We start from the raw sequence: 26,519 nt of genomic DNA on the forward strand, positions 1-26,519 counted from the left end.
CGATGTCCGACACCTTCCGTTCCCTCGATCGGAGCGCGACCCTGCGCGCCTTGAGCGGCCGTCGTTTCGCCACCCGGGTGACCGCCCAGGACGCCGCGGTCCGCGACCACCTCGTCCACCACACACCGGTACTGCCGGGGGTCTTCCACCTCGATCTGGTCCTGCGTCTGGTCCGCCACCTCGGCGTGGACCCGGCACAGGTGGAGCTGAAGCGCTGCGTCTTCATCCGGCCGTTGATCGCGGTCGGCGATCTGGACCGGCAGATCGAAATCTCCGTGGGCGAACCGGGCGCGCGCGGGGGCGTACCGGCGACGGTGCGCAGTCGGCCTCTGATCGGCGGAGAGGTCGCCGATGAGCAGTGGCAGACCAACTTCCAGACCGAGATCCATGCGGCGGGCCCTTGGCAGCCCGAGCCGGTGCCGGCCGAGCGCTTCGAGGCGGCGCACGACACGTCTTCTCTGGACGCGGACGACTTGTACGGACTGGCCCGTCAACTCGACATCGAGCACGGCCCGTTCATGAAGGTGCAGGGCCGTGTGGGAGCAGGCGCGGACTTCTCAGTCGCGGACGTCCACCTCGATCCGAGCGCGGCCGAACAAATCCCCGATTTCTTCGTGCACCCCGTGTTCATGGACTTCTCGGTCCTGGTGCCGTTCCTGCAATTTCCGGAGCCGGTGCGGCGCTCCATCGTGCAGCCGTTCATCCCGATCTACATCGACTCCTTCCGGGCCCGCCGTGCGCTGGAAGCCCGCAGCCTCGTGCACTGTCCACAACTGGCCGACCTGCACGTCGACGACACCACGCAGGCGGTCGTCGCCGGCATCGACATCTGCACCCCCGACGGTGAGGTGGCCGTACAGCTTACCGGCTACCGGGCCAAGCGGGTGCGATCCACGGAGGACATCCAAAAGCACGCCCAGGAGGGCGGCCGGCTCACGGCGGCGAGCTCGTCTCCTGCCCACTCTCCGAGCACCGTTGCGGCCTCTGCACCACCCGCTCCCCTCCCGGATGCGGTCACCCCTGTGGCCTCCGGGGCGAGCCTGGACGCGCTCATCGGCGGACTGGTCGCCGAACAGCTCGGCAACACCGACACCACCATCGACCCCGACCTCGGCTTCTACGAACTCGGCCTGACCTCCGTCGACCTGCTCACCATCGCCGGAAAACTCGAAACAACCCTCGCCACCGACCTCTACCCCACCCTCCTCTTCGAACATCCCACCATCGCCGCACTCGCCCACCACCTCGCCACCGAAGGACACCAACCCCCCACTACAACGCCTCCGGCAGCCGCCCGACAGCCGACGCCTGCTGCCGGTCCCGGGGCGAGCCTCGACGCGCTCATCGGCGGACTGGTCGCCGAACAGCTCGGCAACACCGACACCACCATCGACCCCGACCTCGGCTTCTACGAACTCGGCCTGACCTCCGTCGACCTGCTCACCATCGCCGGAAAACTCGAAACAACCCTCGCCACCGACCTCTACCCCACCCTCCTCTTCGAGCACCCCACCATCGCCGCACTCGCCCACCACCTCGCCACCGAAGGACACCAACCGCCGGCCGTCACCCCCACACCCCCGCCCACGGCAGTCACGCCTGCGGCGGCAAGCCCCGCCCCCGTACAGGAGTCGGCCACCGTTCGGACAGCCGCCCCCGCGGCCGATGTCCCCCTCGCCATCGTCGGTGTCGCGGGCCGTTATCCCGGCGCACGGACCCTGGAGGAGTTCTGGCAGGCGCTCCGTGAGGGCCGGGACTGCCTCAGCGAGGTCCCCAGCAGCCGTTGGGACAAGGACACCTGGTACACCACGGAACCCGGCGCACCCGGCCGTTCCCCTCTCGATCGCGGCGGGTTCATCGAGGACGTGGACCGATTCGACTCGTTGTTCTTCAACATCCCGCCGTCGCAGGCCGCCCTGATGGATCCCCACGAACGCCAGTTCCTGGAGGTGGCGTGGGCAGCTCTCGAAGACGCCGGGTACACACCTGAGTCGCTGACGGCCACCGCGGGAGGACCAGTCGGTGTGTTCGCCGCCTCGATGTGGGCGGACTACCACCTCCACGGTCTGGAGAACATCCTGGAGGGCGGCACGGATGTCGCCCTGAGCTGGCTCGGCGGCATTCCCAACCGGGTCAGCCACGCCTTCGACTTCACCGGCCCCTCGGTCCTGGTGGACACGGCCTGCTCATCGTCGCTGACCGCACTGCATCAGGCGTGCGAGTCGATCCGCAGCGGCGAGTGCCGGGCTGCTCTGGTGGGCGGCGCGAGCTTGTCTCTGCACCCGTACAAGTACATCCGCTCCGCGGCGAACGGCCTGCTCTCCACGGACGGTGCGAGCCTCCCGTTCGGGGAGAACGCCTCGGGTTACGTTCCCGCTGACGGCGTGGGCGCCCTGATCGTGCGCCCCCTGGCTGATGCCGAGGCGAACGGTGACCGCGTCCTGGCCCTCGTGCGGGGGTCGGCCGTCAACCACACCGGACGCACCCCTGGTTACACCGTCACCAGTCCGGACGCCCAGAGCCGCGTCGTCGAGGATGCCCTGGCCAAGGCCCAGATCTCCGCCGCGACCGTGACCCTCGTCGAAGCTCACGGGGCAGCCACCAAGCTGGGCGATCACCTGGAGATCGATGCGCTGTCCCACACCTACCGCAAGGCCACCGAGGCGACCGGATTCTGTGCGATCGGCTCGGTGAAGGCGAATATCGGCCACACCGAAGCCGCCGCCGGTCTCGCCTCGCTCACCAAGATCCTGCTCTGCCTGCGCCACCGCACGCTGGTTCCGATGCCGGGGGCCGACCAGTCCAATAAGAACATCGACTTCGCCTCGTCACCGTTCCGCCTGCCGACGAGGGAGGAGCCGTGGACCCCGGTCACCGACCCGGCGACCGGCCGACCGGCCCCCTTGCGCGCCGCAGTAAGTGCCTTCGGCTTCGGCGGTGCCAATGCTCATGTCGTCCTGGAGGAGTACGTATCCACGCGACGGCCGGACGCTGAGGCGCCGGGAGGCGCGCACCTTGTCGCGCTCTCGGCCCGCACCGCGGACCAGCTCCTGCAACGAGCCGCGGACCTGGCGCACACTCTGGACGCCGAACCGGGTCCGCGCCTCGCCGATGTGGCGCACACGCTGGCGGTCGGGCGCCGTCACCTGCGGGAGCGACTGGCCTTGGTCGTGTCCTCGGCCGCTGAACTCCGCGAAGCTCTGTGGGAAATAGTCGACGGTCGCACTCCGTCGGTTGCCCATTTTCGCGCCACCACCCCGCGCGCACCTGCCGGGGCCCCCGCCGGAGACCCCGCCACCGTTCTGCCACCGGGCAGCACCCCGACGGAGGTGGCGAAGGCCTGGGTGTCAGGCGCTCTGTCCATGCTGCCCCCTGTGACCGGGGCTCGCCGAATCGCCTTGCCCACCTACCCGTTCGCCGGAGAGCGGCACTGGGTGTCTTCTCCCGCCTCAGCAAGAGCGGGAGGAGCGGACCGCCCGCGGCCGTCCGTGCAGGTACCGAGCCCGCTGCCCGAGGTCCAGTCGGTTGCCGAAAGCACCGTCCCACTGGTCGACCTCGAAGAGGTGCTGCTGTACGAGCCTGCCTGGGCACCACGGGGCATCCCGGAGACCAGCGCGGACCTCAGCGCTGGGCCCGTCCTCCTTTTGGACACCGGCCGCTCCCGGTTCGAGGCCGTCTCGGACCGTACCGAGGCGGTCCTGATCACACCCGGAACCACGTACGCACGGTTGTCCGCCGACCACTTCTCCCTTGTGCCGGACTCGGTCGAGGACCACAAGCGAGTGCGCGAGGCGCTCCAGGAGGAGGGACGAGTACCGAGCGCGATCATGCACCTGTGGCACCTGGACGACGCCGAGCCGGCCGGGATGCCGGAGCGGGCGACGGGACTTTTGTCGGTATACGCCTTGTGCCAGGCCTGGGCAGTCGGCCGCCGCGTCGCGTTGCCTGTGGTGCACGCCTACACCAGTGCGGGCGAGTGCCCGCCGGAGGCCTCGGTCGGCGGCCTCGCCCGAGGGCTGCGACTGGAGCAGCCCAAACTCCCTCTGACGACCCTGCGGTTCGCGACATACGCCGATGCGGAGCGAGTGGCGAAGGTGCTGTTGGAGGAGGCCGCCGCCCCCGGCGACCTTGAGGTGCGCTACTCCGCGACCGGAGTCCGCGAGGTACGTGGCTTCGCCCCCGCCACCGCGCTGCCCGTAGGTGTGCCCCTGGCCAGAGCCGACGGTACCTATCTGATCACGGGCGGCACCGGTGGGATCGCCCGTCACGTCGCCCGCCGTATGGCCGCCGCAGCACCGGGTGTGCATCTCGTTCTGTGCGGTCGCGCTCCCGAGGGTGAGGCACAGCGCGCAGTCGTGGCCGAGCTCACTGCGCTCGGAGCCCGTGTGGTGTACCTGCGGGCCGATGTGACCGAACTCGACGAGGTCGAGCAACTCGTCGCGAGCGCCGAAGAGCGGTTCAGCACGTTGACAGGCGTCATCCACACCGCGGGTGTGGTCGAGGACGGACTGCTGATCAACAAGGATGCCGACTCCGTACGCCGCGTTCTGGCACCCAAGTTCGCCGGGGCCCGCAACCTCGACCTGGCGACAGCCGACCGCGGACTGGACTACCTGGTCCTCTTCTCCTCCACGTCGGCGGTACTCGGTTCGATCGGCACCACCGATTACACCGCCGCCAACGCCTACCTGGACTCCTTCTCTGCTTGGCGCGAGCAACTCGTGGCGCGTGGCGAGCGGCACGGCCGCAGCGTGTCACTGAACTGGCCGCTGTGGGAGGAGGGAGGCATGCGCATCAACCCGGCCGTCGAGGAGCAGGTCCTGCAGAGCACCGGTCTGGTGCCTCTCAAGACTGCGCACGGGCTCGCGGCCCTGGAAGCAGGACTCGCGCACGACGGACCGCAGCTGGCCGTGTTCGAAGGAGACCGCACCAAGGTCGAGCGGATGCTCGCAGTGATCTGGCCCGAGCGCCGACGCGAGACCTCACCCCACTCCGCAACCTCGGTGTCAGCGCCTGCCCCGGCCTCCCCGATCGCGTCGGAGACCGAGGTGCTCGGCGAGTTGGCGGCGATGATCTCGGAGACGCTGAGCGGGCTCTCGCCCCACGTCATGCGATACGACGAGGAGCTGACGTCCTGGACGTTCATGGAGCTGGGGCTGAACTCCATGGAGGTGGTGGGGCTCGGCAGGCGCCTCGGCGAACAGTTGGGCATCGAGATCTCGCCGACTGTCTTCTTCCGCTGCCCCCGCGTCCCCGACTTGGCGGCACATCTGTTCAAGGAACACCCGACGCCGGTACAGGACTGGTACGCCGCGTTCAACGGTGAGGTCTCAGACTCGCCATCGGTTGCGCAGGCGCATACGCCTGCCGGTGACGCCTCTCCGGCACGCGCCAAGAGCATCGAGCCGAGCCCGATCGCCTCGCGCGACATCGCGGTGATCGGTCTGGCCGGCCGCTTCCCGGGAGCCGCTGATACCCGGGAACTGTGGGAGGCGTTGCTTGCAGGGCGCGAACTGGTCGGCGCTGTACCGACCGAGCGCTGGGATCACGGGACGTATCTCGACCGGGACGGTGCGGCGGGCACGACCGAGTGCCCGGCCGGTGGCTTCCTCGACAACGTCGACCGCTTCGATGCAGCCTTCTTCGGCATCCCTGCTGCCGAGGCCGAGGCGATGGACCCGCAACTGCGACTGCTCCTTGAGGTGTTGTACGAGGCGGCGGAGGACGCAGCCGTGTTGCCGCGCCTGCGCGGCTCCGACACGGGAGTGTTCGTCGGCGAGTGCTTCCGTGACTACGAAGGCGAGATGATCGCACGCGGTCGCCGCTCGGGCCCGTACGACGCGACGGGTATCGCCACGACGATGGCGGCCAACCGGCCCTCGCACCACTTCGATTTGACCGGCCCGAGCCTGACCATCGACACCGCCTGCTCCTCGTCGCTGCACGCCCTGCAACTGGCCGTGGAGTCGCTGCGGCGGGGCGAGTGCTCGATGGCGTTCGCCGCGGGGGCCAACCTCATGCTGTCGCCGCGGCACTATCTGTCCTTGTCGGGCACCGGTGCGCTGTCGCCCAGCGGCCGCTGCCACTCCTTCGACGAGCGGGCGGACGGCTACGTGCCCGCGGAGGCTGTAGCGACTGTGCTGCTCAAGCCGCTGGATGCCGCGCTCGCGGACGGCGACCCCGTACGTGCCGTCATCAAAGGTGTGGCCGTCGGTCACGGTGGCCACGCGGGCGCTGTCACTGCGCCGAGTCCTCAGCGACAGACCGAGCTGATCGAGCGTGCGTGGCGGGACGGGGGGGTGCCCGCGCACACCATGGGCCATCTGGAGGCTCACGGCACCGGCACCGAACTGGGCGACCCCATCGAGGTCGAGGGTGCGCGTGCCGCACTGAGCGGTCGTTCCCCTGATGCCCCGGCCGTCGTGCTGGCTACCGCCAAGGCGCATATGGGCCATGCCGAAGGGGCTGCGGGCATCGTCGGTGTGGTCAAGGCTGTCCTGTCACTGGAGAAGGGTGTCGTCCCGGGCCTCCCCGACTTCGTCCAGGCGAACCCGTACTGCGCCTTCACGGAGGGGCCGTTCACGGTTGCCGCCGCGCCCACGCCGTGGCCCGAGATCCCCGGCTCGCCGCGCCGAGCAGGTGTCAGCTCCTTCGGTTTCGGCGGTGCGAACGCCCACGTCGTCCTGGAGCAGGCCCCGTCTCCGACGAGCGCGTCCACCTCAGGCGAGCACAGCTTCGTCGTCCCGTTCTCGGCTCCGTCGGCCGAACAGCTCACGGAGCTCTTGGAGCGGCATCGTGCAGCCGTCGGCGGTCTCGACCCCGCTTGCGTGGGCGCGACCTTGCAGCTGGGCCGCGATGTCTTCGCACAGCGCATCGCATTGGTGGTCCGCACCGCCGCAGAACTCACCGAACTGCTGACGGAGGCCTGCGCCCGGGGCGTGCAGCCGGGCAGTGTGCTGGCTGCGCCCGGCACCGACCCGAGAATCGGTGACCTGGCCCGACGCTGGGCGACGGGCCAGGACGTCACCTGGCCCGTCGTGGAGGGTGCCGCATCCACGCGGCGCGCGAACCTGCCCGGCCTGCCGTTGCGTGGCGAGCGCTTCTGGCTGCCTGAGGCAGCCGTGCCGTCGGCCGCCGGCGCCGAACCCGCGCCGAGCTCCGTCGGCGTCGCCTCGGAGACAGGAGCCCTGGCCGCTGCACGGGCCTGTCTGGAAGCTTCTTCCTACGACGCGGTCCGTGTACGCCGTGGACTGGAACAGCTCGGCGCCGTCGGTGCCCGGCTGGCAGCCTCCGCGGTGCGCGAACACCTCGGGGCGCACGGCGCGTTGACCGTCGCGCAGGTCACCGCCGGGCTACGCCCCGTCCACCCGTACGAGCGTTACGTACCACGCCTCGCGGAACTGGTGGCCTCGGCCCCATACCCCGCGGCGGACACTGCTTCGGAACGGCGCACGCTGAAGAACGAATTCGATGCCTTGGTGGTCGAACATCCTGAACTCGACGCGCTCGCCTCGGTCGTGCAGCACGTCGTGCCGGAGATTCCTCAAGTCGTCACCGGACGCAGTGACGCTCTGGAGCTGTACTTCGGTGGTCAGGTCGCCGATCTTCTCGGCCGGATATACGGGCACAACCCGATCGCCGACGAGTACAACATGGTGGTCGCCCACCTCGCCGAGGGGCATGTCCGCGAGGTACTACGCGCGAATCCCGGTCGTACCGTACGCGTCCTGGAGGTCGGAGCCGGTACCGGCGGCACCACGAGGTTGGTCCTGGAGCGCCTCGCGCCGCTGGGCGGGCAGGTCGAGTATGTCTTCACCGACGTCTCGGCGTCGTACTTCCGCCAGGCGCGTACCCGGTTCGCCACCGCGGGCGTTCCTGTGGTCTTCGCCCCGTTCAATCTGGGGCAGCCTCCGTCACAGCAGGGCTTCGACGAGGGCGCCTACGATGTGGTGATCGCCTCGAACGTGGTTCACGCCACGGAGGACATCGACGTCTCCGCCCGTCATCTGCGGCAACTGGCCGCCGAGAACGGCTTGCTGGTACTCAACGAGATCACTTCCAATATCGACTACCAGTTCTTGACCTTCGGGTTGATCCCCAGCTGGTGGACCTGCCAGGACAGCGAGCGGATGCCCGGTGCTCCCCTGCTGACACCGGATCGCTGGCACCACGTCCTCGAACGTGCCGGCTTCGGCCCGACGGCGGCCCAGGCACACGACAACGGCGTACCCGGGGAGTACGACCAGTGCGTCATCGCAGCATGGGCCTCGCACGCCCCCGAGGCGGAACAGGACTCCGCTTCCCCGGCTGTGGACACCCAGTCCGCCGTGCGTGCCCGGCTGCGATCCGTCGTCGCCTCCTTCCTCTCCGCCGACGAGCGGTCCGTCGACGAGCACGCGACCTTCACCGAGCTCGGCGTCGACTCTCTCGGCACCATCCAGCTCGTCCGGGAGCTGGAGGCGGACTTCGGAAAGCTGCCGAAGGTGCTTCTGTACGAGGCGGGTACGGTTGCCGCTCTCGCCGAAGAGCTGCTCGATCGCGTGCCGGAGGCATGTGCCCGCCTTACCGCCCCGACTGCGACAGATCCCGACGAAGCCCCAGCTCGACAGGGCCGGCGCGAAATGGCTCCCGCTCCTCCCGAACCGGCGCCCGTCTCCGCTCTGCCGATCTCGGCACCGGCACCGGCACCGGCACCGGTCGAGAAGAAGGATCCGGTCGCCGTTGTCGGTATCGCTCTGCGCATGCCCGGCGCACGCGACACGGGCGAGCTGTGGAAGGCCCTGCTCGCCGGTACCGACCACATCACCGAGATCCCTTCCGAACGCTGGGACTGGCAGCCCTTGTTCGGCGACCCGCACCGTGAAGAGGGCAAGACCAACAGCAAGTGGGGGGCCTTTGTCGACGGGGTCACCGAGTTCGATGCCGCATTCTTCGGCATCTCGCCCCGCGAAGCCGAGGTGATGGATCCGCAGCAGCGACTGATGCTCCAGACGGCCTGGCACGCAATCGAGGACTCCGGTCATGCTCCGCCGTCACTACGCGGCAGCGACACAGGCGTCTTCATCGGTGCGACCTCACACGACTACACGGCACACCTGGCGGACGTCGGCCGCTACCGGGAGCCGTACGCTGTCAACGGCAACGCCAAGACGGTCCTGGCCAATCGCGTCTCGTTCGAACTGGGAACCCACGGCCCCAGTGAGGCCGTGGACACCGCTTGCTCCAGTGCGCTGACCGCCCTGCACCGAGCGGTGCGGGCTATCGCAGACGGGGAGTGCTCGGGCGCCATCGCCGGCGGAGTGCACCTGCTCCTCCACCCGGACATGTACGTCGCCCTCGGCCAGATGGGCGCCCTGTCGCCGGACGGCCGCTGCCACGCCTTCGACCGGTCCGCGAGCGGCTTCACGCGAGGCGAAGGTGTCATCGCCGTCTACCTGAAGCCCTTGTCGCAGGCACTCGCCGACGGTGACACCGTGCACGCCGTCGTTCGCGGCACCGGTGTCAATCACGGTGGCCGCTCGCAGTCCCTGCCGGTGCCCAACCCGGCCGCGCAGGCAGCACTCATCAGCGAAGTGCTGCGCCGCTCGGACACGGATCCGCGCACCATCGGCTACCTCGAAGCGCACGGCACGGGGACCGAGGTCGGTGATCCGATCGAATTGCGCGGGCTCCGGCGGGCCTTCGCAGAGCGCACGGGCACCGGTGAGGACACAGATGTCACCGCCTGGTGCTCGGTCGGCTCGATCAAGTCCAACATGGGGCATCTGGAGGCGGCGGCCGGACTTGCGGGGCTCGTGAAGGCGATCCTCGCACTGCGCCACGGGAAGATTCCGCCCAGCATCAACTTCGTCGAACCCAATCCGATGCTCGAACTGGACGGCAGCCCCTTCAAGATCGCGCACTGCGTCGAGGAATGGCCCCGTCCCGTCGACACGGTGACGGGAGCCGCACTTCCACGGCGCGCGGCGGTCAGCTCCATGGGCTTCGGCGGTTCCAACGCCCACGTGATCCTTGAGGAGTACCCGCCGCACGCACTCACCGAGTCGGGGCCCGGCGAACGGGCGGCCGGTGAGCGGCTGTTCGTCCTCTCGGCACGTGACGAGACGCGGCTCAGGGAAGCCGCGAGCGCGCTGGCCGGCCATCTCGGACACGCTGCCGTCGCCGATCCCGCTTCGGTCGCGCACACGCTGCGGACCGGGCGCGCGGCAATGGAGTGGCGCCTCGCCGTGGTCGCCTCGGACTTCGACCATTTGATACGGGCGCTGCGCGCGCATGTCGCCGGCCAGAACGCCGACGGGCTGTTCACCGGCCGGGCGAAGGCCCACAGCAGCCGAACAACACGTACCGCTGATCTGAGGGCCTTGGCCCGGGAGTGGGTGGAAGGCAGCACCGACATCGAGGTACTCACCGACCTGTCCGGGTCCGGTGCACGGCGGGTCTCCCTGCCGGGTTACCCCTTCGCGCGCAACCGCTACTGGGCACAGGCATCGGCCGACTCCGTGCAGGCAGCGGCGGCCGTCGACGAGGACACGAACGAAACCGAACTGGCAGCTCTGTTGGACGCGTTGGGCCGCGGTGAACTGACCGTCGACGACGTGGACCTGCGACTGGTTCGAAACGACGGGATGGAACGATGACCTCCAACAGCACACTGCGTCGTCTGGTCCTCGAACGGGTCCGGGCCGGAGAGCTGGATCCCCAGACCGCGGCTCGGCTCCTGGCACGCCGAGAGAGCTCGGGCAGGGGGCCGGGCGCGGAGCTGGTCACCTACGAGCCCGTTTGGGAGCCGCAGCCTGCCCTCCTTACCGATGAGAGCGCCCTCGACGCCCCCGGCGTGCTCCTGGTCTCCGGTGCCGGAGACACCGTTCGGCCCCAGGTCCCCGAGACGGTCCGTACGGTCCGTGTCGGCCGGGATGTGGCGGCCGAGGCAGCCTCGTGGACCGCCTTCCTCGGCGAGGAACGGGCCCGCGGCCGTGCACCACGTGGACTCGTCTTCGACCTGCCCAGCGAGACTGTGGGACCGGAGCGCGCGTTGGAGCTGGCGCTGCCCGCCCTGCGTGCGGCCATCGCGGACCGGGAGGGCGGCGTGCTGCCCGTGGTCTTCCTGGTGACGGGTCCCTCTCGCCGCGAACTGAGCGCCGTGCTGGGTGCGTTCGCGCAGGTGGCGGGCGCCGAGGATCGAAGGGTCCGAGCCGTGGCAGTCGAGGTCGCGCAGCTTCCGGCCTGGGCCGACGATCCCGTACACGTGGCTCTTGCCGAGCTCTCGGAATCACGCCCGGGCCTGGCCCAGGTTTCCCACGGCGAGGCCGGTCGCGAGGTCCGGACACTGCGTGCTCGTCCGGCACAGACCAGCGGTTCGCCCGTCTTCCGGGAAGGCGGCCGCTACCTGATCACCGGTGGTGCGAAGGGAGTCGGCCTGCGCCTGGCCGAAAGGCTGGCGCTGGAGAGCCGTGCCCGCCTGGTGCTGACGGGACGCACCGACCCGGATGCCGAGCAGTCCGAGGCGTTCGACCGGATGCGCACAGCCGGAGCCGAGGTTACCTACGTACGGGGGGACATCACCCGCTACGAGGCGGCGCAAGAGGCTGTCGCCGCGGCGGAGCGTGACTACGGCGGGCTTGACGGCGTGCTCCACTCGGCCGGGCTCAACGAGGACGCATACCTTCTCAACAAGGAGGTGGACTCGGCTCGACGGGTACTCGCCGTGAAGCTGACGGGGGCCGCACATCTGGACGAGGCCACCGCCCGTATGCCACTGGACTTCTTCGTCCTGTTCTCGTCGACTTCCGCGTACTTCGGCGCAGCCGGCCAGGCCGACTATGCCGCCGCGAACCGCGGTCTCGGCGCGCTCGCCGCGACCAGGGCAAGCCGGGTCGCGTCGGGCTCACGCAGCGGAGCGTCCGTGGCAGTGGCCTGGCCGCTGTGGGCGGAGGGGGGCATGGAAGTGTCCGCCGAGAGCCGTGCGGTTCTGGAACGTATGCAGGGCATGCTGCCGATGCCCACCGACACCGGCCTACGTGCCCTGTCGGAGGCGATCCTGACGGGAGCCCCCGAGTCGGTGGTGGTCTACGGGCACAGCGGGCGTATCGATTCCTGGGTTCATGGCCTGACGTCGGCGCAGGAAGAACAGCAACCGGCTCCCCTCCCGGTGCAGGAGGGCGCGGGCGATCTCACCCAGGCGACCGAGGCCTGGCTGGTCGATCTGGTGACCTCGACCGCGAATCTGCCGACGGGTCAGCTGAGGCCGGATCAGGAGTTCTCCACACTCGGTGTCGACTCGATCCTGATCAAGAAGCTCACCGCCACTCTCGAGGACCAGCTGGGTGAACTGCCCGTCACGCTGTTCTTCGAGTACCGCACGGTCAGGGAACTGACCCGTTTCCTCTCCGAGAACAAGGCCGAGGCCCTGAGCCGGGCACTCGGGAGCGCAACGGGTGCTGCCCGGTCCGCAGCCACGGCCATCGCCGCGGCCCCCGCTGCCCCCGCTGCCGAGAACACCCGTGCCGCCCCATCCACCACCGCCTCCGGTCCGGACACGCTGGACGGCGGCCTCCCCTACGACCAGGCTGTCGCCATCATCGGTGTCGGTGGACGGTACCCAGGAGGCAACGACCTGGCCGAGTTCTGGGACTCACTGGCATCCGGACGAGACCTGATCCGAGAGATTCCCGACGACCGCTGGGACAACAGCAAGTACCTGACCGCAGCACGCGGAACGCCCGGCGCGATCACGGCCGGGTGGGGCGGCTTCCTCGACGACGTCGGCCGCTTCGACCCGCTGTTCTTCCAGATCTCGCCCAGTGAGGCAGAACGCCTCGACCCGAACGAACGGATCTTCTTGGAGGTCGCCTGGTCCGCCCTGGAGCACGCGGGATACTCGCGGGCCCGGCTGCACGCCGCAACCCGCACCCGGGAGACCCACGCCGTGGGCGTGTTCGTCGGCGTGACCGGCTCACAGTACGGACTGATCGGTGCCGAACAGTGGGGACGCGGCAACAAGGTGTTCGCCCACTCCATGGATTACTCGATCGCCAATCGTCTCAGCTATTTCCTGGACGTACACGGTCCGAGCATGGTCCTCGACACCGCCTGTTCCGGCTCCCTGACGGCCCTCCACCTGGCCTGCCAGAGCTTGTTGTCGGGCGAGTCGCGGATGGCAGTAGCCGGAGGCGTCAACGTCAACATCCACCCCCTCAAGTACGCGACGCTCACCGACATGCGGCTGCTCGCCTCCGACGGCCGCTGCCGCGCCTTCGGTGCGGGCGGCGACGGCTTCGTACCCGGCGAAGGGGCGGGCGCCCTCATCCTGAAGCGGCTCAGCGACGCCGTGGCCGACGGCGACCGAATCCACGCCGTCGTCCGCGGCACCGCTGTCAACCATGGCGGGCGCAGCAACGGTTACACCGTGCCCTCCCCGCGGGCCCAGGGAGCCGTCGTCGAGGACGCACTCCGTGCCGCCCGGGTGGACGCGCGCACCGTCTCCTATGTCGAGGCCCACGGCACCGGCACAGCCCTCGGCGACCCGGTCGAAGTGGAAGGCCTCAAGAGGGCGTTCACCGCTCACACGGACGACACCGCATTCTGTGCCCTCGGCTCCGTCAAGTCGAACATCGGGCACCTGGAGGCCGCAGCCGGGGTGTGCGGCATCACCAAGGTCGTCCTGCAGTTCGCACACAAGACCTTGGCTCCGACGCTGCACAGCGAACCGGTGAACCCGAAACTCGGACTGGCCGGCACGCCGTTCCGGCTCCAACGCGCCGCTGCGCCATGGAAGGGCCTGGACGAAACGCCTCTGCGTGCGGCAGTCAGTTCGTTCGGCGCCGGTGGCGCGAACGGCCACGTGGTGCTGGAGGAATGGGTACCGGAAGATGCCCCCGCAAGCCCTGACGGCGGTCGATACGTAGTGGGAATCTCCGCACGTACGGAGGGCCAACTTCGTTCATTGGCCCAGCGGTTGGCCGACGCACTCGGACAGGGCGAGACAGAGCACTTCACCCTGCGCGACATCTCCTTCACCCTGCTGACCGGTCGAGAGGAGTGGGATCACCGCTTCGCGACAGTGGCGTCCTCGGTACGGCAGTTGCGCGATGCCCTCATCGCTCACCTGGCCGGGAAGCAGGCGTCCTCGGTTGTCTCGGGACGCGTGGCGGGCGCCGAGCCCGACGTCGACGTCCGTCGTCTGATGGCCGCGTCACGCTGGGACGAACTGGCTTCCGCCTGGGTCTCCGGTGCGCGCATCGCATGGCAGGACATGTTCGCGTCCGGGCCCCGTCCCCGTCCGGTACCGCTGCCCTCCTACCCCTTCGGCGGCAAGCGCTACTGGGTTCCGGTGGTGGACGAGACAGCAGACGCACAAGCGTCTCCTCTTCCCGTCACGGAGCACACCGATCCAGCCTCTCCCGTACTGCGCCGCACCGATCGCATCATCGCGGATCACCTGGTGCACGAGCGCGCCGTGGTCGCCGGTGTGGTCCAGCTCGCGCTGGCTCAAGCGGCGTCCGGCATCAAGGGAAGTGCCACCTTCGAGGACGTGCGCTGGCACCGTCCGCTGGAAGTCCGCTCGGAGGTCCTGAAGACATCCGTTGCCATGACAGGGAACGGCAGGTACGAGGTGCGGGACGGGGCAAGCGGAACCGTTCACTCGACGGGCCGAATCTCCGGTGGTGCGGCAGAGCCCGGACGTCTCGACGTTGCGGCAGTGCGCACCCGCTGCCCCCATACCGTCACGGGTGCCACCGTGTACGCACGCGCCGACTCCGCCGGGCTGCACTATGGACCGCTCTTCCAAGGGCTCGGTGCTCTGCACCGCGGGGACAGGGAGGCACTGGCCGAACTGTCCGAGCCGGCCGTCGACGCCCCCTCCTGGGCGAGGGACGCGGCGATGACCGACAGCGCGTTGCACGCGGTCCAAGGCGTGTTGCCCGAGGACGACGCCCGCGCAGCACTGCCCGCTTCGGTCGCTCGCGTGCTCGTGCGCGGGCAGGCCGGTCAGGCGCGTTTCGCCCACGCGGAGCTCGTCGCGCTGGACACCGGACGGGGCACCGCATGCGTTGACGTGACCTTGGCGGATGCAGAGGGTACCGTGCTGGTCCGCTTCGAGTCGCTGCGGATCGCCCGGCCCCCGGTTCACTCCCCGCAGGCGGTGCCGCTGTTCCGGCCTGTGTGGCGTCCTGACCCGCTGCCGATGCCTGGGACCGTCGCCGACACTGCGCCCGTTCTCGTCCTGGGCAGCCAGCACGACCACGGGCTGGGCGACGCGGTGAGCGAGTACCACCGTGCTCTCGGCCGACAAGTCCACCACACCGCACTGGAGGATCTCGCGCTCCGTACGGACGAGTACGAGCAACTGCTCCAGCAGGTGGACGATCTCGGGGCCATATGGTTCCTGGGCGGTGTGGAGGAGCATCTGTACGCAGAGGACGATCTCGACCAGCTCGATCTCGCGCTGGACCGAGGGCCACTGGCGCTCTTCCACCTGCTGAAGGCCCTTCAGGCCCGGCAGAGCCGGGACACGGTCCGCCTGCACGTCGTCACCTCCGGCGTGGAGCAGACCGACCCGGATGTCTGCGCTCGCAACCCCTTCGGCGGGGCACTGGCGGGGCTGACCGCCACGGCCTCCCGTGAGCTGGGCTTCCTGGAGGTCAGCAGTATCGACGTGGCCCGTGAGGACATGGCCGAACACTCGCGTCGCGGCGACCTCGTGGATCTGGTCGGTCAGCTGGCCGACGAACCGGCGGCCCGCCCCGCACACCCAGCGGCCCTGTCCGGTGGCGTCCGTTACACCAAGCGCCTGGAGCGGATCGACCTGCCGGACACCGGAACCGCATTGCCGGTGCGCAGGGGCGGCCGCTATCTGATCACGGGGGGTGCAGGAGGTCTCGGCCGGGTCGTGGGCGAATGGCTCGCCCGGGACTACGAGGCGCGCGTACTGCTCACCGGCCGCCGTGGCGAGGATCGTCTCCCCGCCGAGGTGCACGCACTGCTGGAGTCGTTCCCGCAGCGGGTTCACTACGCAGTCGCCGATGTCACCGACGAGGCCGCACTGCGTGGCGCGGTGGCTCGGATGCGCGAGGAGTGGGGCGGTGTGGACGGCGTGGTGCACTCGGCGTTCGTCCTCAACGACCGCACGCTCTCCCGAATGGACGAGGCCACTCTGCGCTCCTCGTTCGGCCCCAAGGCACACGGCACCGTGCTGCTGCACCGCGTCCTGGCCGACACACCTCTGGACTTCTTCGCGGTGTTCTCCTCGGCGATCTCCCACAGCGGGAACGCGGGCCAGGCCAACTACGCCGCCGCTTCGACACTGCAGGACGCTTACGGCCGGTTCCTGGGAGCCCGGCTTGCCCATCCGGTGCGGGTCGTCAACTGGGGCCTGTGGGGAGAGAGCGGCTCGGTTGCCAGCGAGGACTACCGCACGCAGGTAACGGCCCGCCTCGGCGTCGAACCGATCAGCGACCAGGCTGGCGTGGAAGCCCTGCGGCGGGTACTGGCAGGAGAAGAAACCCAGATCGCCGCCGTGCGCCTGACCGAAGCCGGCCACGCCGCTGCTCCTCGACCCGCGGCAGCCGTGACGTCCGACGCGACGGCCCGGGCCGAGAAGGCCGCGCGCACCCGGACCGCAAAGGATGCGCGGCTCATCGGTGAGGACTTCTTCGCCGCTCTGGAGCCGTATGCCCGCCTGCTGTTGCGCGACGCGCTCATCGGGCACGGCGCATGGCCCCTGCCGGGGGCCACCGTCGAACGCACCGAACTGCTACGGCGCCTCGGCGTCGTCGAAGAGCAACAGCGTCTGTTCGACGCCGCCTTGTTCGCCCTTGCTCGCGGCGGACACGTCACCAGGCACTCGGACGGCTCTGTGACCGTGCCCGCCACCGAGCCGGGCGTACCTGACCCTGCCGCGGCCGAGGCGCTGCGCACGGCCCTGGTCGACCGCTACCCGCATGCACAGCCGCTGGCAGACCTGTTGCGCGAGTGCACAGAAGCGCTGCCGGACGTACTGTGCGGCCGGCGGAGCGGCCTGAGCGTACTGTTCCCCGGCGGCAGCGGTCACAAGGTGGCACCGCTCTACCACGACGACCCACGCTCTGAGCACTTCAACGCGGTGTGCGCCGCCGCGGTCACCGCTTACACCGACCGTCGCCTGGAGGAGGGCGCCGATCGCGTGGAGCTTCTTGAGATCGGCGCGGGCACCGGCGGCACCAGCCGCCCGGTCCTGGAGAGCCTGAGCCGACACGGCGACCGCTTCGGCTACACCTACACGGACGTCTCCCCCGGCCTGGTACGCAAGGCCCGCGAACAGTTCGCGGACGCCCACCCGCAGGCAGAGTTCGCGGTCCTCGACATCTCGGCGGACCCATTGGAGCAGGGCTTCGCGGAGGGCTCGTACGACGTCGTCATCGCCGCGAACGTGCTGCATGCGACACCGGACGTGCGCCACAATGTGCGCGCCGCAGCCCGGCTCCTGCGCCCGGGCGGCCTGCTGCTGGTCAACGAAGGCACCAGGGTCCTGGACGCCATCACCATGATCTTCGGTCTGACCGAAGGCTGGTGGGCGTACGACGACGGACGGCTGCGTCAGTCGCACTCACCGCTGCTCACACCCGGAACCTGGCGATCGGTGCTGCTCGACTCGGGGTTGCGCGGAGTACGGGTGATCGGCACCGCGGACACCGACCACGGGTGGGCGGGCCAGCACGTGCTGCTCGCCGAGCGAGATGTCTGGCCGGTACCGGACACCGACCGAGCCGGGCAGACGGCGTCAGCCGATCCGGTGCCCGAACCGGCCACTGCCCCTGCGGAGGACCGTTCCCTCGCGAGCGGCGAGAGCGAGGCCATCGCCTATCTCGTCGGGGTCTTCGCCGAAGTCCTGAAGCTCGACGAGGACGAGCTGGATCCCCGCACCCCCCTGGCCTCGTACGGGGTCGACTCCCTGATCAGCATGGAGGTGGCCGACCGCATCGAGGCGGACCTCGGTCCAGTGCCGTGCTCCGTCCCCTACGAGTCCACCTCGCTCCACGGAGTGGTGGAGGCCCTCCTCGCCGACCCCGCCCAGCCCTTGACCCGCCTGGCCGACCAGGCGGCGCCGACCGCGCCGGCACGCCACCCGGCGCCGTCCGAAGAGCGGGCTGCCCCGCGTCCGGTCGCAGCCGGCCCGAGCCCGCGGTCGACGCAGCACGTGGAGCCCCGAATCGAGCCCTGCACCACAGGGCGTTCCCCGGGCAACGATGAGGCCGTGGCCGTGGTCGGCATCAGTGTCCGCTTCCCGGGCGCCGAGACGCTCGACGCCCTCTGGCATCACCTGCGCGAGGGACGGCGTGCGGTCACCGGGGTCCCGTCCGAGCGCTGGAACCCCGAAGGCAGTCGTGCCGACGCCCGCTGGGGCTCTTTCCTGGCGGACGTGGAAGCCTTCGATCCTCTCGTCTTCCGCATGTCCCCCCGAGACGCGGAACGCACCGACCCGCAGGAACGCATCTTCCTCGAAGCGGTGTGGAGGGCTCTGGAGGACGCCGGTACCACGCGTCGTTCCCTGGAACGCTCAGCGCGCGAGACGAACGGCAGCGGCGTCGGTGTGTTCGCGGGCCTGATGCACAGCCCCTACCAGATCCTCGCCGCAGAGCTGCGCGGAGCTGGTTCTCAGGCCCACGCCCACTCCACACACTGGTCCACGGCGAACCGCGTGTCCTACACCTTCGGGTTCACCGGGCCGAGTCTCGCGGTGGACACCGCATGTTCCTCCTCGCTGACCGCACTGCATCTGGCTCGCGAAGCGCTGCTGCGCGGCGACTGCGGCGCGGCCGTCGTCGGCGGCGTCAACCTCCTTCTGGAGCCCTCCCACCACACGGCTCTGGAAGCGATGAACATGCTCTCGCCGGACGGCCGGAGCCGCTCCTTCGCGACAGATGCCGCAGGCATGGTGCCCGGTGAGGGAGCGGGCGCTGTCGTCCTCAAACCGCTGTCGGCCGCTGAGCGGGACGGCGACCGGGTGTACGGGCTCCTGTTGGGCTCTGCCGTCAACGCCAACGGAGCGACCACCAGCATGGTCACCCCCAGCACCGATGCTCAGGAAGAACTGATCCGCCGGGCTCTGGACCGTGCGGGTGTCGCCCCTGAACAGGTTCAATATGTCGAGGCGCAGGCGACCGGCTCCCCGCTCGCCGACCCGGCCGAAGCCCAGACGCTGGCACACATTTTCGGCGGTACGGGCACCGCGGTCGGCTCGGTCAAACCGTCTCTCGGTCACTTGGAGGCGGCCTCGGGGATGGCTCAGCTCGCCAAGGTTCTCCTTCAGTTCCGCCACGAGGAGCTGACGGCGACGCTGGACTGCGACGAGCCGATCGCCCCCTTCTCCGAGGGGAGCCTGCAACTGGTGCGTGAGGTGGAACCGTGGCCTCGTCCCACCGCCGCACCGAAGCGTATCGCCGCTGTCAGTTCCTTCGGCGCCGGTGGTGCCAACGCCCATCTGGTACTCGCCGCACCACCGGAACCCGCCCGGTCCACTCCGCGTCGCGGCCCGCGTCTCGTACTTCTTTCGGCACGACGTGAGGAACAGCTGCGCTCGCTCGCTGAGCAGGTGCGCGACTGCTTGGAAGCGGCCGGCGAGCGGGCACCGTCGCTCTCGGACATCGCTCGGACCTTGGCCGCGGGACGCGAACCGCTCGCCGAGCGTCTCGCTCTCGTGGCCCATGACGTACCGGAACTGATCACCGCTCTTACGGGGTATCTGTCCGGAACCGAGCAGGCCCTCGTCCACACGGCCCGTGCGGGAGAGGCGGAAAGTGTGCACGAGGTGCCGCCCGACGCCGACGCCCGGCGGCTGGCTGACGCCGCACGAGCATGGGTGAACGGTGCCGAACTGCACGGCACCTACAGCGCATGTGGACTCGACGAAGGCCAGATCGTCTCCCTGCCGACATACCCGTTCGCCCGGACTCGGTACCGGCTGCCCGCAGTTGTCGCCCCTACCGCAAACGCCGTCGAGAAGCGGCCGTCCAACAGCGAGGAGAACATCGTCGTGTCCCCCAATCCCGGTAGGCCGGCTGCGGACATCCAGCACGTACAGGCGACCGTCGTGGAGTCGGTGGCCGCGGTCTTGGGAGTACTGCCCGAAGACATCGGTCTCGACGAGCACCTCAGCGACTTCGGCTTCGACTCCGTCACGGTTGTCGCGCTGGCCAACCGCATCAACGCCCAGTTGACCACGCGGCTCAACCCCTCCGAGTTGTACGGTTTCCGCAATGTGGGCGCCCTGGTCGAGAACCTGGCGGAGAAGGTGCCGGGACAGACTCCCGCCGCCCCGACCACGCAGAGCACCGCATCGCAACCGGATCCGGCCGGCGCCCCTGCCCGAACGGACGACTCCGCACCGGTCGGTGCTCCTCACCCGGTACACGAAGGGGCCTCGGACACCTCCCGTCACGAGCCGGTCGCGATCGTCGGTATGTCCGGTGCCTTCCCCGGCTCGCCCGACTTGAGCACGTACTGGCAGAACCTGGTCAGCGGTCGCCATCTGGTCAGCGACATCCCCGCGGAGCGCTTCGACTGGCGGGACATCTACGGTGACCCGGCCAAGGATCCGGGCAAGGTCGCCTCTCGATGGGGTGGATTCCTCGTCGACGCGGACCTTTTCGACGCGTCATTCTTCAGGATATCGCCGCGTGAGGCCCGCCTGATGGACCCGCAGCACCGGCTGTTCCTGCAGACCGTCTGGCACACCATCGAGGACGCGGGGCACGATCCTGGCGCGCTCGCCGGCACAGACACCGGCGTCTTCGTGGGCTGCGGCTCCACCGAGTACGCGACACTGCTCCTGCAGTCCGGCGTCGAGATCGACGGCCAACTGGCCACTGGGAACGCGCACAGTGTGCTGGCCAACCGGGTCTCCTTCCTGCTCGATCTGCGCGGCCCGAGCGAACCGGTGGACACCGCCTGCTCCTCCAGCCTCGTCGCCGTGCACCGCGCTGTCCGGGCCATCCGCAGCGGCGAGTGCTCGGCGGCCATCGCGGGCGGCGTCAACCTCACTCTGGACCCCACCGGCTACCTGGCGTTCGGCAAGTCCGGCATGCTGGCAGCGGACGGGCGGTGCAAGACCTTCGATCACCGCGCGGACGGCTACGTGCGCGGCGAAGGCGTCGGCGCCGTCCTCCTCAAGCCACTCTCGGCGGCGCTGCGCGACGGCGACACGGTGTATGCCACCGTGCGCGGCACAGCCGTCAACCACGGCGGGCGCGCGGCCTCGCTGACCGCTCCGAACTCCGCCTCCCAGGCGGCGGTGATCACCGCGGCTCACCGTGACGGGGGTACGGACGCCTCCCTCGTGGGTTACGTCGAAGCGCATGGCACCGGCACCGCGCTCGGTGACCCTGTCGAACTCAACGGGCTGACACAGGCGTTCCGCGAACTCGGGGTGCCGGACGAGCGCCGCCAGTTCGTCGCCCTCGGCAGCGTCAAGACGAACGTGGGACACCTGGAGACAGCGGCCGGTGTAGCGGGACTGGTCAAGACAGTGCTCGCCATGCGGCACCGCATGCTTCCGCCGACACTGCACATCGAGCGTCCCAATCCACTGCTCGACTTGGCCGACAGTCCCTTCCACCTGGTCGAGTCAGCACGCCCCTGGGATCGCCCGCGAACTGCGACAGGGGCCGAGGCACCGCGCCTTGCGGGGATCAGCTCCTTCGGGTTCGGCGGGGTCAACGCCCATCTCGTCGTCGAGGAGTTCGTGGATGAGCGCCCCGACGCGGGCGCGCCCCGGCAGGACGAACTGTTCGTGCTCAGCGCCCACAGCGAGGAGCAGCTCGCCACATACGCGGGCCGGCTCGCGGAGTACGTCGAGCGGGCCACAGCGCAGGGCCCGGGAAACCTCGACCTCGTCGCTCTGGCCCGTACCCTGCAGACCGGCCGCCCCGCCTTCGAGCGGCGCCTAGCCGTCGTGGCGCGCTCGGCAGCAGACCTGACCGCCGCACTGCACATGTTCCTCGCAGGAGAGCAGGACCCCGCGCTCCACTCCACCGCGCACGCCGGTGAAGGCAAGGGCATCGACCTGCTCGACGAGGGTGATCTCGAACGAATCCTCCAGCCGACGCGCGACGGCGCACTGTCGAAGACCGCAGCGCTGTGGGTCCGGGGCGTCGACCTCGACTGGGAGCGACTGCACGACGACCCGATCCGTCGCCGCGTGGCGGCACTTCCTGGCTATCCGTTCGCTCAGGAGCGGCACTGGCTGCCGGCACCGGCCCGGAGTGCTTCCTCAACCGCGCCCCCCACTCCTGTCGTGACGCCGGTCCCCGTGGACTCACCGCAAGCACCGGCCACTGCCAGGCGGACGGTTCCGGCGCCCGCCGCACCGGCCGTGCCGGCCGCTGATGCGACCGCGCCGGGCAGCACGCGGTCCGCATCCCCGCCGGTGCCGGCACCGTCACCCACGCCTCCGGCAGCTCGGCCTGCCGCACCGGAGTCGCCGGTAACCGGCGCTGCGCGTGCCCCGCTCACTCCACCGGCACCCGCGGCGAGGCCACAGGCAACCGACCATGCCGGCGAGGACCTGGCGGCCCGGGTGCGTGTGCTGGTCGCGGAAGGTATCGGTCTGACCCCCGAGACGGTCGACCCCGATCGCGACCTCACGGCCTACGGGGTGGACTCGATATCCGCACTGCGGATCATGCAGCGTCTGCAGGCCGCCTTCGGTGACCACATCCCCATGGCCGCGATCTTCGAGTGCACCACCCTCAACAGTCTCGTGACCCATCTGGTCGACGAGTACGGCGTCGCCGGCGGCTCCCCCGCCGATGAGGCACCACAGACTGCCGCGTCGCCCGAAGCCGTCACCATCCCGTTCGGGGGTCAGGAGAGCGGCGTACCCCTGCATGCTCTGCCGGGTGCCACCGGCGAACTGACCTGGCTGCTGCACCTTCGCGACTGGCTGGGGGCAGGTGGCCCCCTGCGAGGAGTCGAGTTCACCACTCCCGCACCGCAGGCGAACAGTGGTCAGGGGCTCAACGATCTCGCCGCCGCCTGCGCCGCCGCGGTGACCTCCGACCGGCCGCAGGGCCCCTACCGGCTCGCGGGCCACTCGATTGCCTCTCGTCTCGCGGTCGAGACCGCCCGTGTGCTGACCGACGCGGGCCACGAGGTGGCCGAGCTGGTTCTGCTGGACGCTCCCGAGCCGGACGCCACCGACACCGACGACGCGGCGGACGACGTCCACGCGGTGGCCGGCCACTTCGCCACGGTCTGGTCCAGTGCGGGCCTCCAGGACATCGCCCCGGGCCAGGACAGCGACACCGCAGTCAGCACGGCGGTACGGCTGTTGACCGCTCTGCCCGGTGTTCCGCTCACCGGCGACGCACTGGCTGAGCGTCTCCGCACGGCCGCACACTGGCGGGCAGCGCTGCGGCGCGCTGCAGCAGACACTGCCGTGCGCCCGCTCGCTCTCGCGGGTCGCACCACCGTCCTGGCCACCCAGGACGCACGCTGTTGGGACCGGTCCCTGGTTCCACCGCCCGCGCTGCTCGCGCCGGTCGTGGCCGACGCCGGGACCGTCTCCCGCGAGGGTGCCCGCGAACTGGCGGCCCGGGCGGAAGGCACGGAGCCGTCCGCCGCTCCCCAGTCGCCGCGGACCGCGCACAAGCTCGTACGTACCGCTCCGGCCGAGGACCGGCACTTCCTCGTGCCGATCAACCGCAGTGGCACGAAGACGCCGTCGTTCTGGGTCCACCATCTGTTCGGCGACGTCAGCTACTGCATCTACCTGTCCCGCTACCTCGGCATGGACCACCCGGTCTACGGTCTTGAACAGCTCGACGCCGACCTGCGCTTCACCGAGTTCCCCTCCATCGACGACATGGCGGCGAGGTACGTCGCCGAGATCCGCGAGGAGCATCCGCACGGTCCCTATGTTCTCGGTGGCGCCTCCTTCGGCGGCATCCTGGCCTTCGAAATGGCCCGTCAACTGGTGGAGGCGGGTGAGGCGGTCTCACGCCTCTACCTGGTGGACGCGCTGCTGCCTGGCACCAGCGCGTGGACCGGTGTCGACAACACGGTGATCACGGAAGAGAACCAGAACTCCGTCACCCTGATGTTGATCGGCAACTCCGCCGCGCAGTTGTGGAAGGCAGACCCGAGCCTGACCATCGATCAGCTGGCGGAGCTGACTGTCGACGAGGCCATCGACCACATCACCCGCCACATCGTGGAGAGCTCGCCCGCAGAGCTGTCCCGGGAGGAGGTGGAGCGTCTGATCCGCACTCGGTTCGTGCTGCTCGACCGCAACGGCAAACTTTTGCTGGACTACCAGGCGAAGGCGTTCGCCCAACCGGTTCCGACGACGGTGTTCCACGCCACCAACGGCTTTTCGGCGGCCGAGAACCCGTACGGGATGCCGGCCATCGATCGCGACGACTCCGACACCACGAACGGGCTCGGCACCTTGGCCGGGGACGAGGTGGACGTACACGCCCTGGACGCCGATCACTTCACCATCGTGCTCGAGGACAACCTGCGGGCCATCGCCGAGGTCGTCTCCGCAACCCTGCCCGCTCTCGCTCCGAACGGATCACGGTCATGACCGACTTCAGCGTCTACTTCTTCTCGTCCAACGACCGCCATGATTTCGGGGACCGCTACCGGTTCATCCTGGACATCGCCCGCTACATCGACGACAAGGGATTCAAGGCGATCTGGACTCCCGAGCGCCACTTCCAGGAGTTCGGCGGAAGCTTCCCCAACCCCTCCGTCCTCAGCGCCGCCCTGGCCGTCACGACGGAGAACCTGCACCTGCGGGCCGGCAGTGTCGTCCTGCCCCACCACCACCCGGTACGCGTGGCCGAGGAGTGGTCCCTGGTCGACCAGCTGTCCGGCGGGCGGGTCGGTCTGTGCCTCGCCACCGGATGGCACAAGGGCGACTTCGTCTTCCGCCCTGACCTGTATGAAGAGCGCCGTGCCTACACCCTCCGCCACATCGAGACGCTGCGTTCCCTGTGGCGGGGCGAGGAGGCAGCCTTCCCCGGTCCGGACGAGCAGGACCTCCACGTACGCACCTACCCGCGCCCGCAGCAGCCGGAGCTGCCGTTGTGGCTGGTGCACACCTCCAATCCGCAGACCTGGACGCAGGCCGGCTCCCTCGGCCTCAACGTGCTGACTCTGCTCGACAGCTGGGAGCGGCTGGAGGACAACATCACCGCCTACCGCGATGCTCGCGAGAAGGCCGGGCTCGATCCGCTGACCGGCGTGGTGACCGTCGGACTGCACACCTTCGTAGGCGAGGATGAGGCCGAGGTGAAGCGCATCGTTCACGACCCGGTGCGGTCCTACCTCTCCTCCTTCGTCAAGCAGAAGCGCAACAACGCAGCCGTCGACGGGACGTCGTCGTCGATGAGTGACGCCGAGCACGAGGAGCTCGTCGACATCGCCGCCGAGGACTTCTACCAGCGCCGCTCCCTGCTCGGTACCCCCGAGAAGTGCGCCCAGGTGGTGCAGCGCCTGACGGACATCGGTGTCGGCGAGATCGCCTGTCTGGTGGACTTCGGCGTGCCCTTCGACACGGTCCTCGCAATGCTGCCCCACTTGGACGCCCTGCGTGCCCGGTTCGCCGAACCGCGGACTGTGGCGGAATCCGCGGACGACTCGCTTTCCTGGTACTACACCCGCGCCTGAGGGAAGGGAGGCGGTCGGAGTCTGTTCGAGCAGGAACCGGCCGCCTCGGTCCCGGTACGTCTTCCTCTTCCTGGAGCCCCTCGATGACCTCGGCCGACGCCGCGTCCGCCAACGATTTCGACCGCTGGGTGTTGCGCCCGGCACCGCGTGACGCCCCATTTCTGCGGCTGATCTGCGTCCCCTACGCGGGGGGCGGCCCGGCGGCATTCCAAGGCTGGGCCGAGGCGCTTCCCGGCACTGTGGAGCCGTGGCTGCTGCGGTTGCCGGGACGCGAAGCCCGCTTTCGTGAAGACCCGCACACCCGGGTCCCCCTCCTCGTCAAGGAGATGGCCGCCGCGCTCGCACCACGGATCGACGGCCCCTATGCACTGTTCGGACACAGTCTGGGTGCTCTGCTCGCTTTCGAGCTGGCCCGGGAACTGGTTTCCGGACACGACAAGGAGCCTGTGCACCTGACCGTATCGGCACGGTCGGCGCCCCATCTGCCGCTGCGCCACCAGGTCGTACACGGGTTGCCTGACGACCTCTTCCTGGACGCGCTGGACCACCGCTTCGGTGCCATCCCCCCGAGCATCCGGGACGACCCTCAGATGCGTGCCCTGTATCTGCCGGTACTACGTGCGGACGTGACGCTCCTGGAGACCTACGAGCACATTCCCGGAACGCCGCTGTCCTGCCCTGTCACGGCATACGCCGGACAGGAGGATCCCGAGTTCGACAACACCGACCTCGACGCCTGGCGTCGGCACACCGCATCCCACTTCCGACTGCGCACCTTCGCCGGCGGGCACTTCTTCCTGGGGCCGCAACATACAGAGGTTCTCGACGACCTCACCGCGGATCTCTACGCGGCGATGATTCCCTGACCG

Annotated in this window: 3 protein-coding genes and 2 pseudogenes; all 5 read left to right on the forward strand. The window is 69.5% G+C overall.

The features are described from left to right. The first annotated feature begins 2 nt into the window (after positions 1-2). The 5 genes and pseudogenes from H297_RS0107125 (at position 3) to H297_RS0107140 (ending at position 26,516) form a co-directional block, all read left to right on the forward strand. Positions 3-10,637: an SDR family NAD(P)-dependent oxidoreductase gene (locus H297_RS0107125; RefSeq protein WP_027736468.1), complete on the forward strand. Its 10,635-nt coding sequence runs from the start codon at positions 3-5 to the stop codon at positions 10,635-10,637. Beyond that, positions 10,634-15,109, forward strand: a pseudogene (locus tag H297_RS44055) (SDR family NAD(P)-dependent oxidoreductase); the annotation flags it as partial. The gene H297_RS0107125 and the pseudogene H297_RS44055, both read left to right, overlap by 4 nt. A 747-nt stretch (positions 15,110-15,856) precedes the next feature. After that, positions 15,857-24,562: pseudogene (locus tag H297_RS44060) on the forward strand (SDR family NAD(P)-dependent oxidoreductase); the annotation flags it as partial. Continuing rightward, positions 24,559-25,650, forward strand: coding sequence for a MupA/Atu3671 family FMN-dependent luciferase-like monooxygenase (locus H297_RS35055; protein ID WP_037793046.1), 1,092 nt, complete (start codon positions 24,559-24,561; stop codon positions 25,648-25,650). The pseudogene H297_RS44060 and the gene H297_RS35055, both read left to right, overlap by 4 nt. 83 nt (positions 25,651-25,733) lie before the next feature. Then, entirely contained in the window at positions 25,734-26,516 is a 783-nt protein-coding gene (locus tag H297_RS0107140) for an alpha/beta fold hydrolase (RefSeq protein ID WP_051351609.1), read from the forward strand. Positions 26,517-26,519 lie beyond the last annotated feature (3 nt).

It is taken from the genome of Streptomyces sp. CNT360, assembly GCF_000424785.1.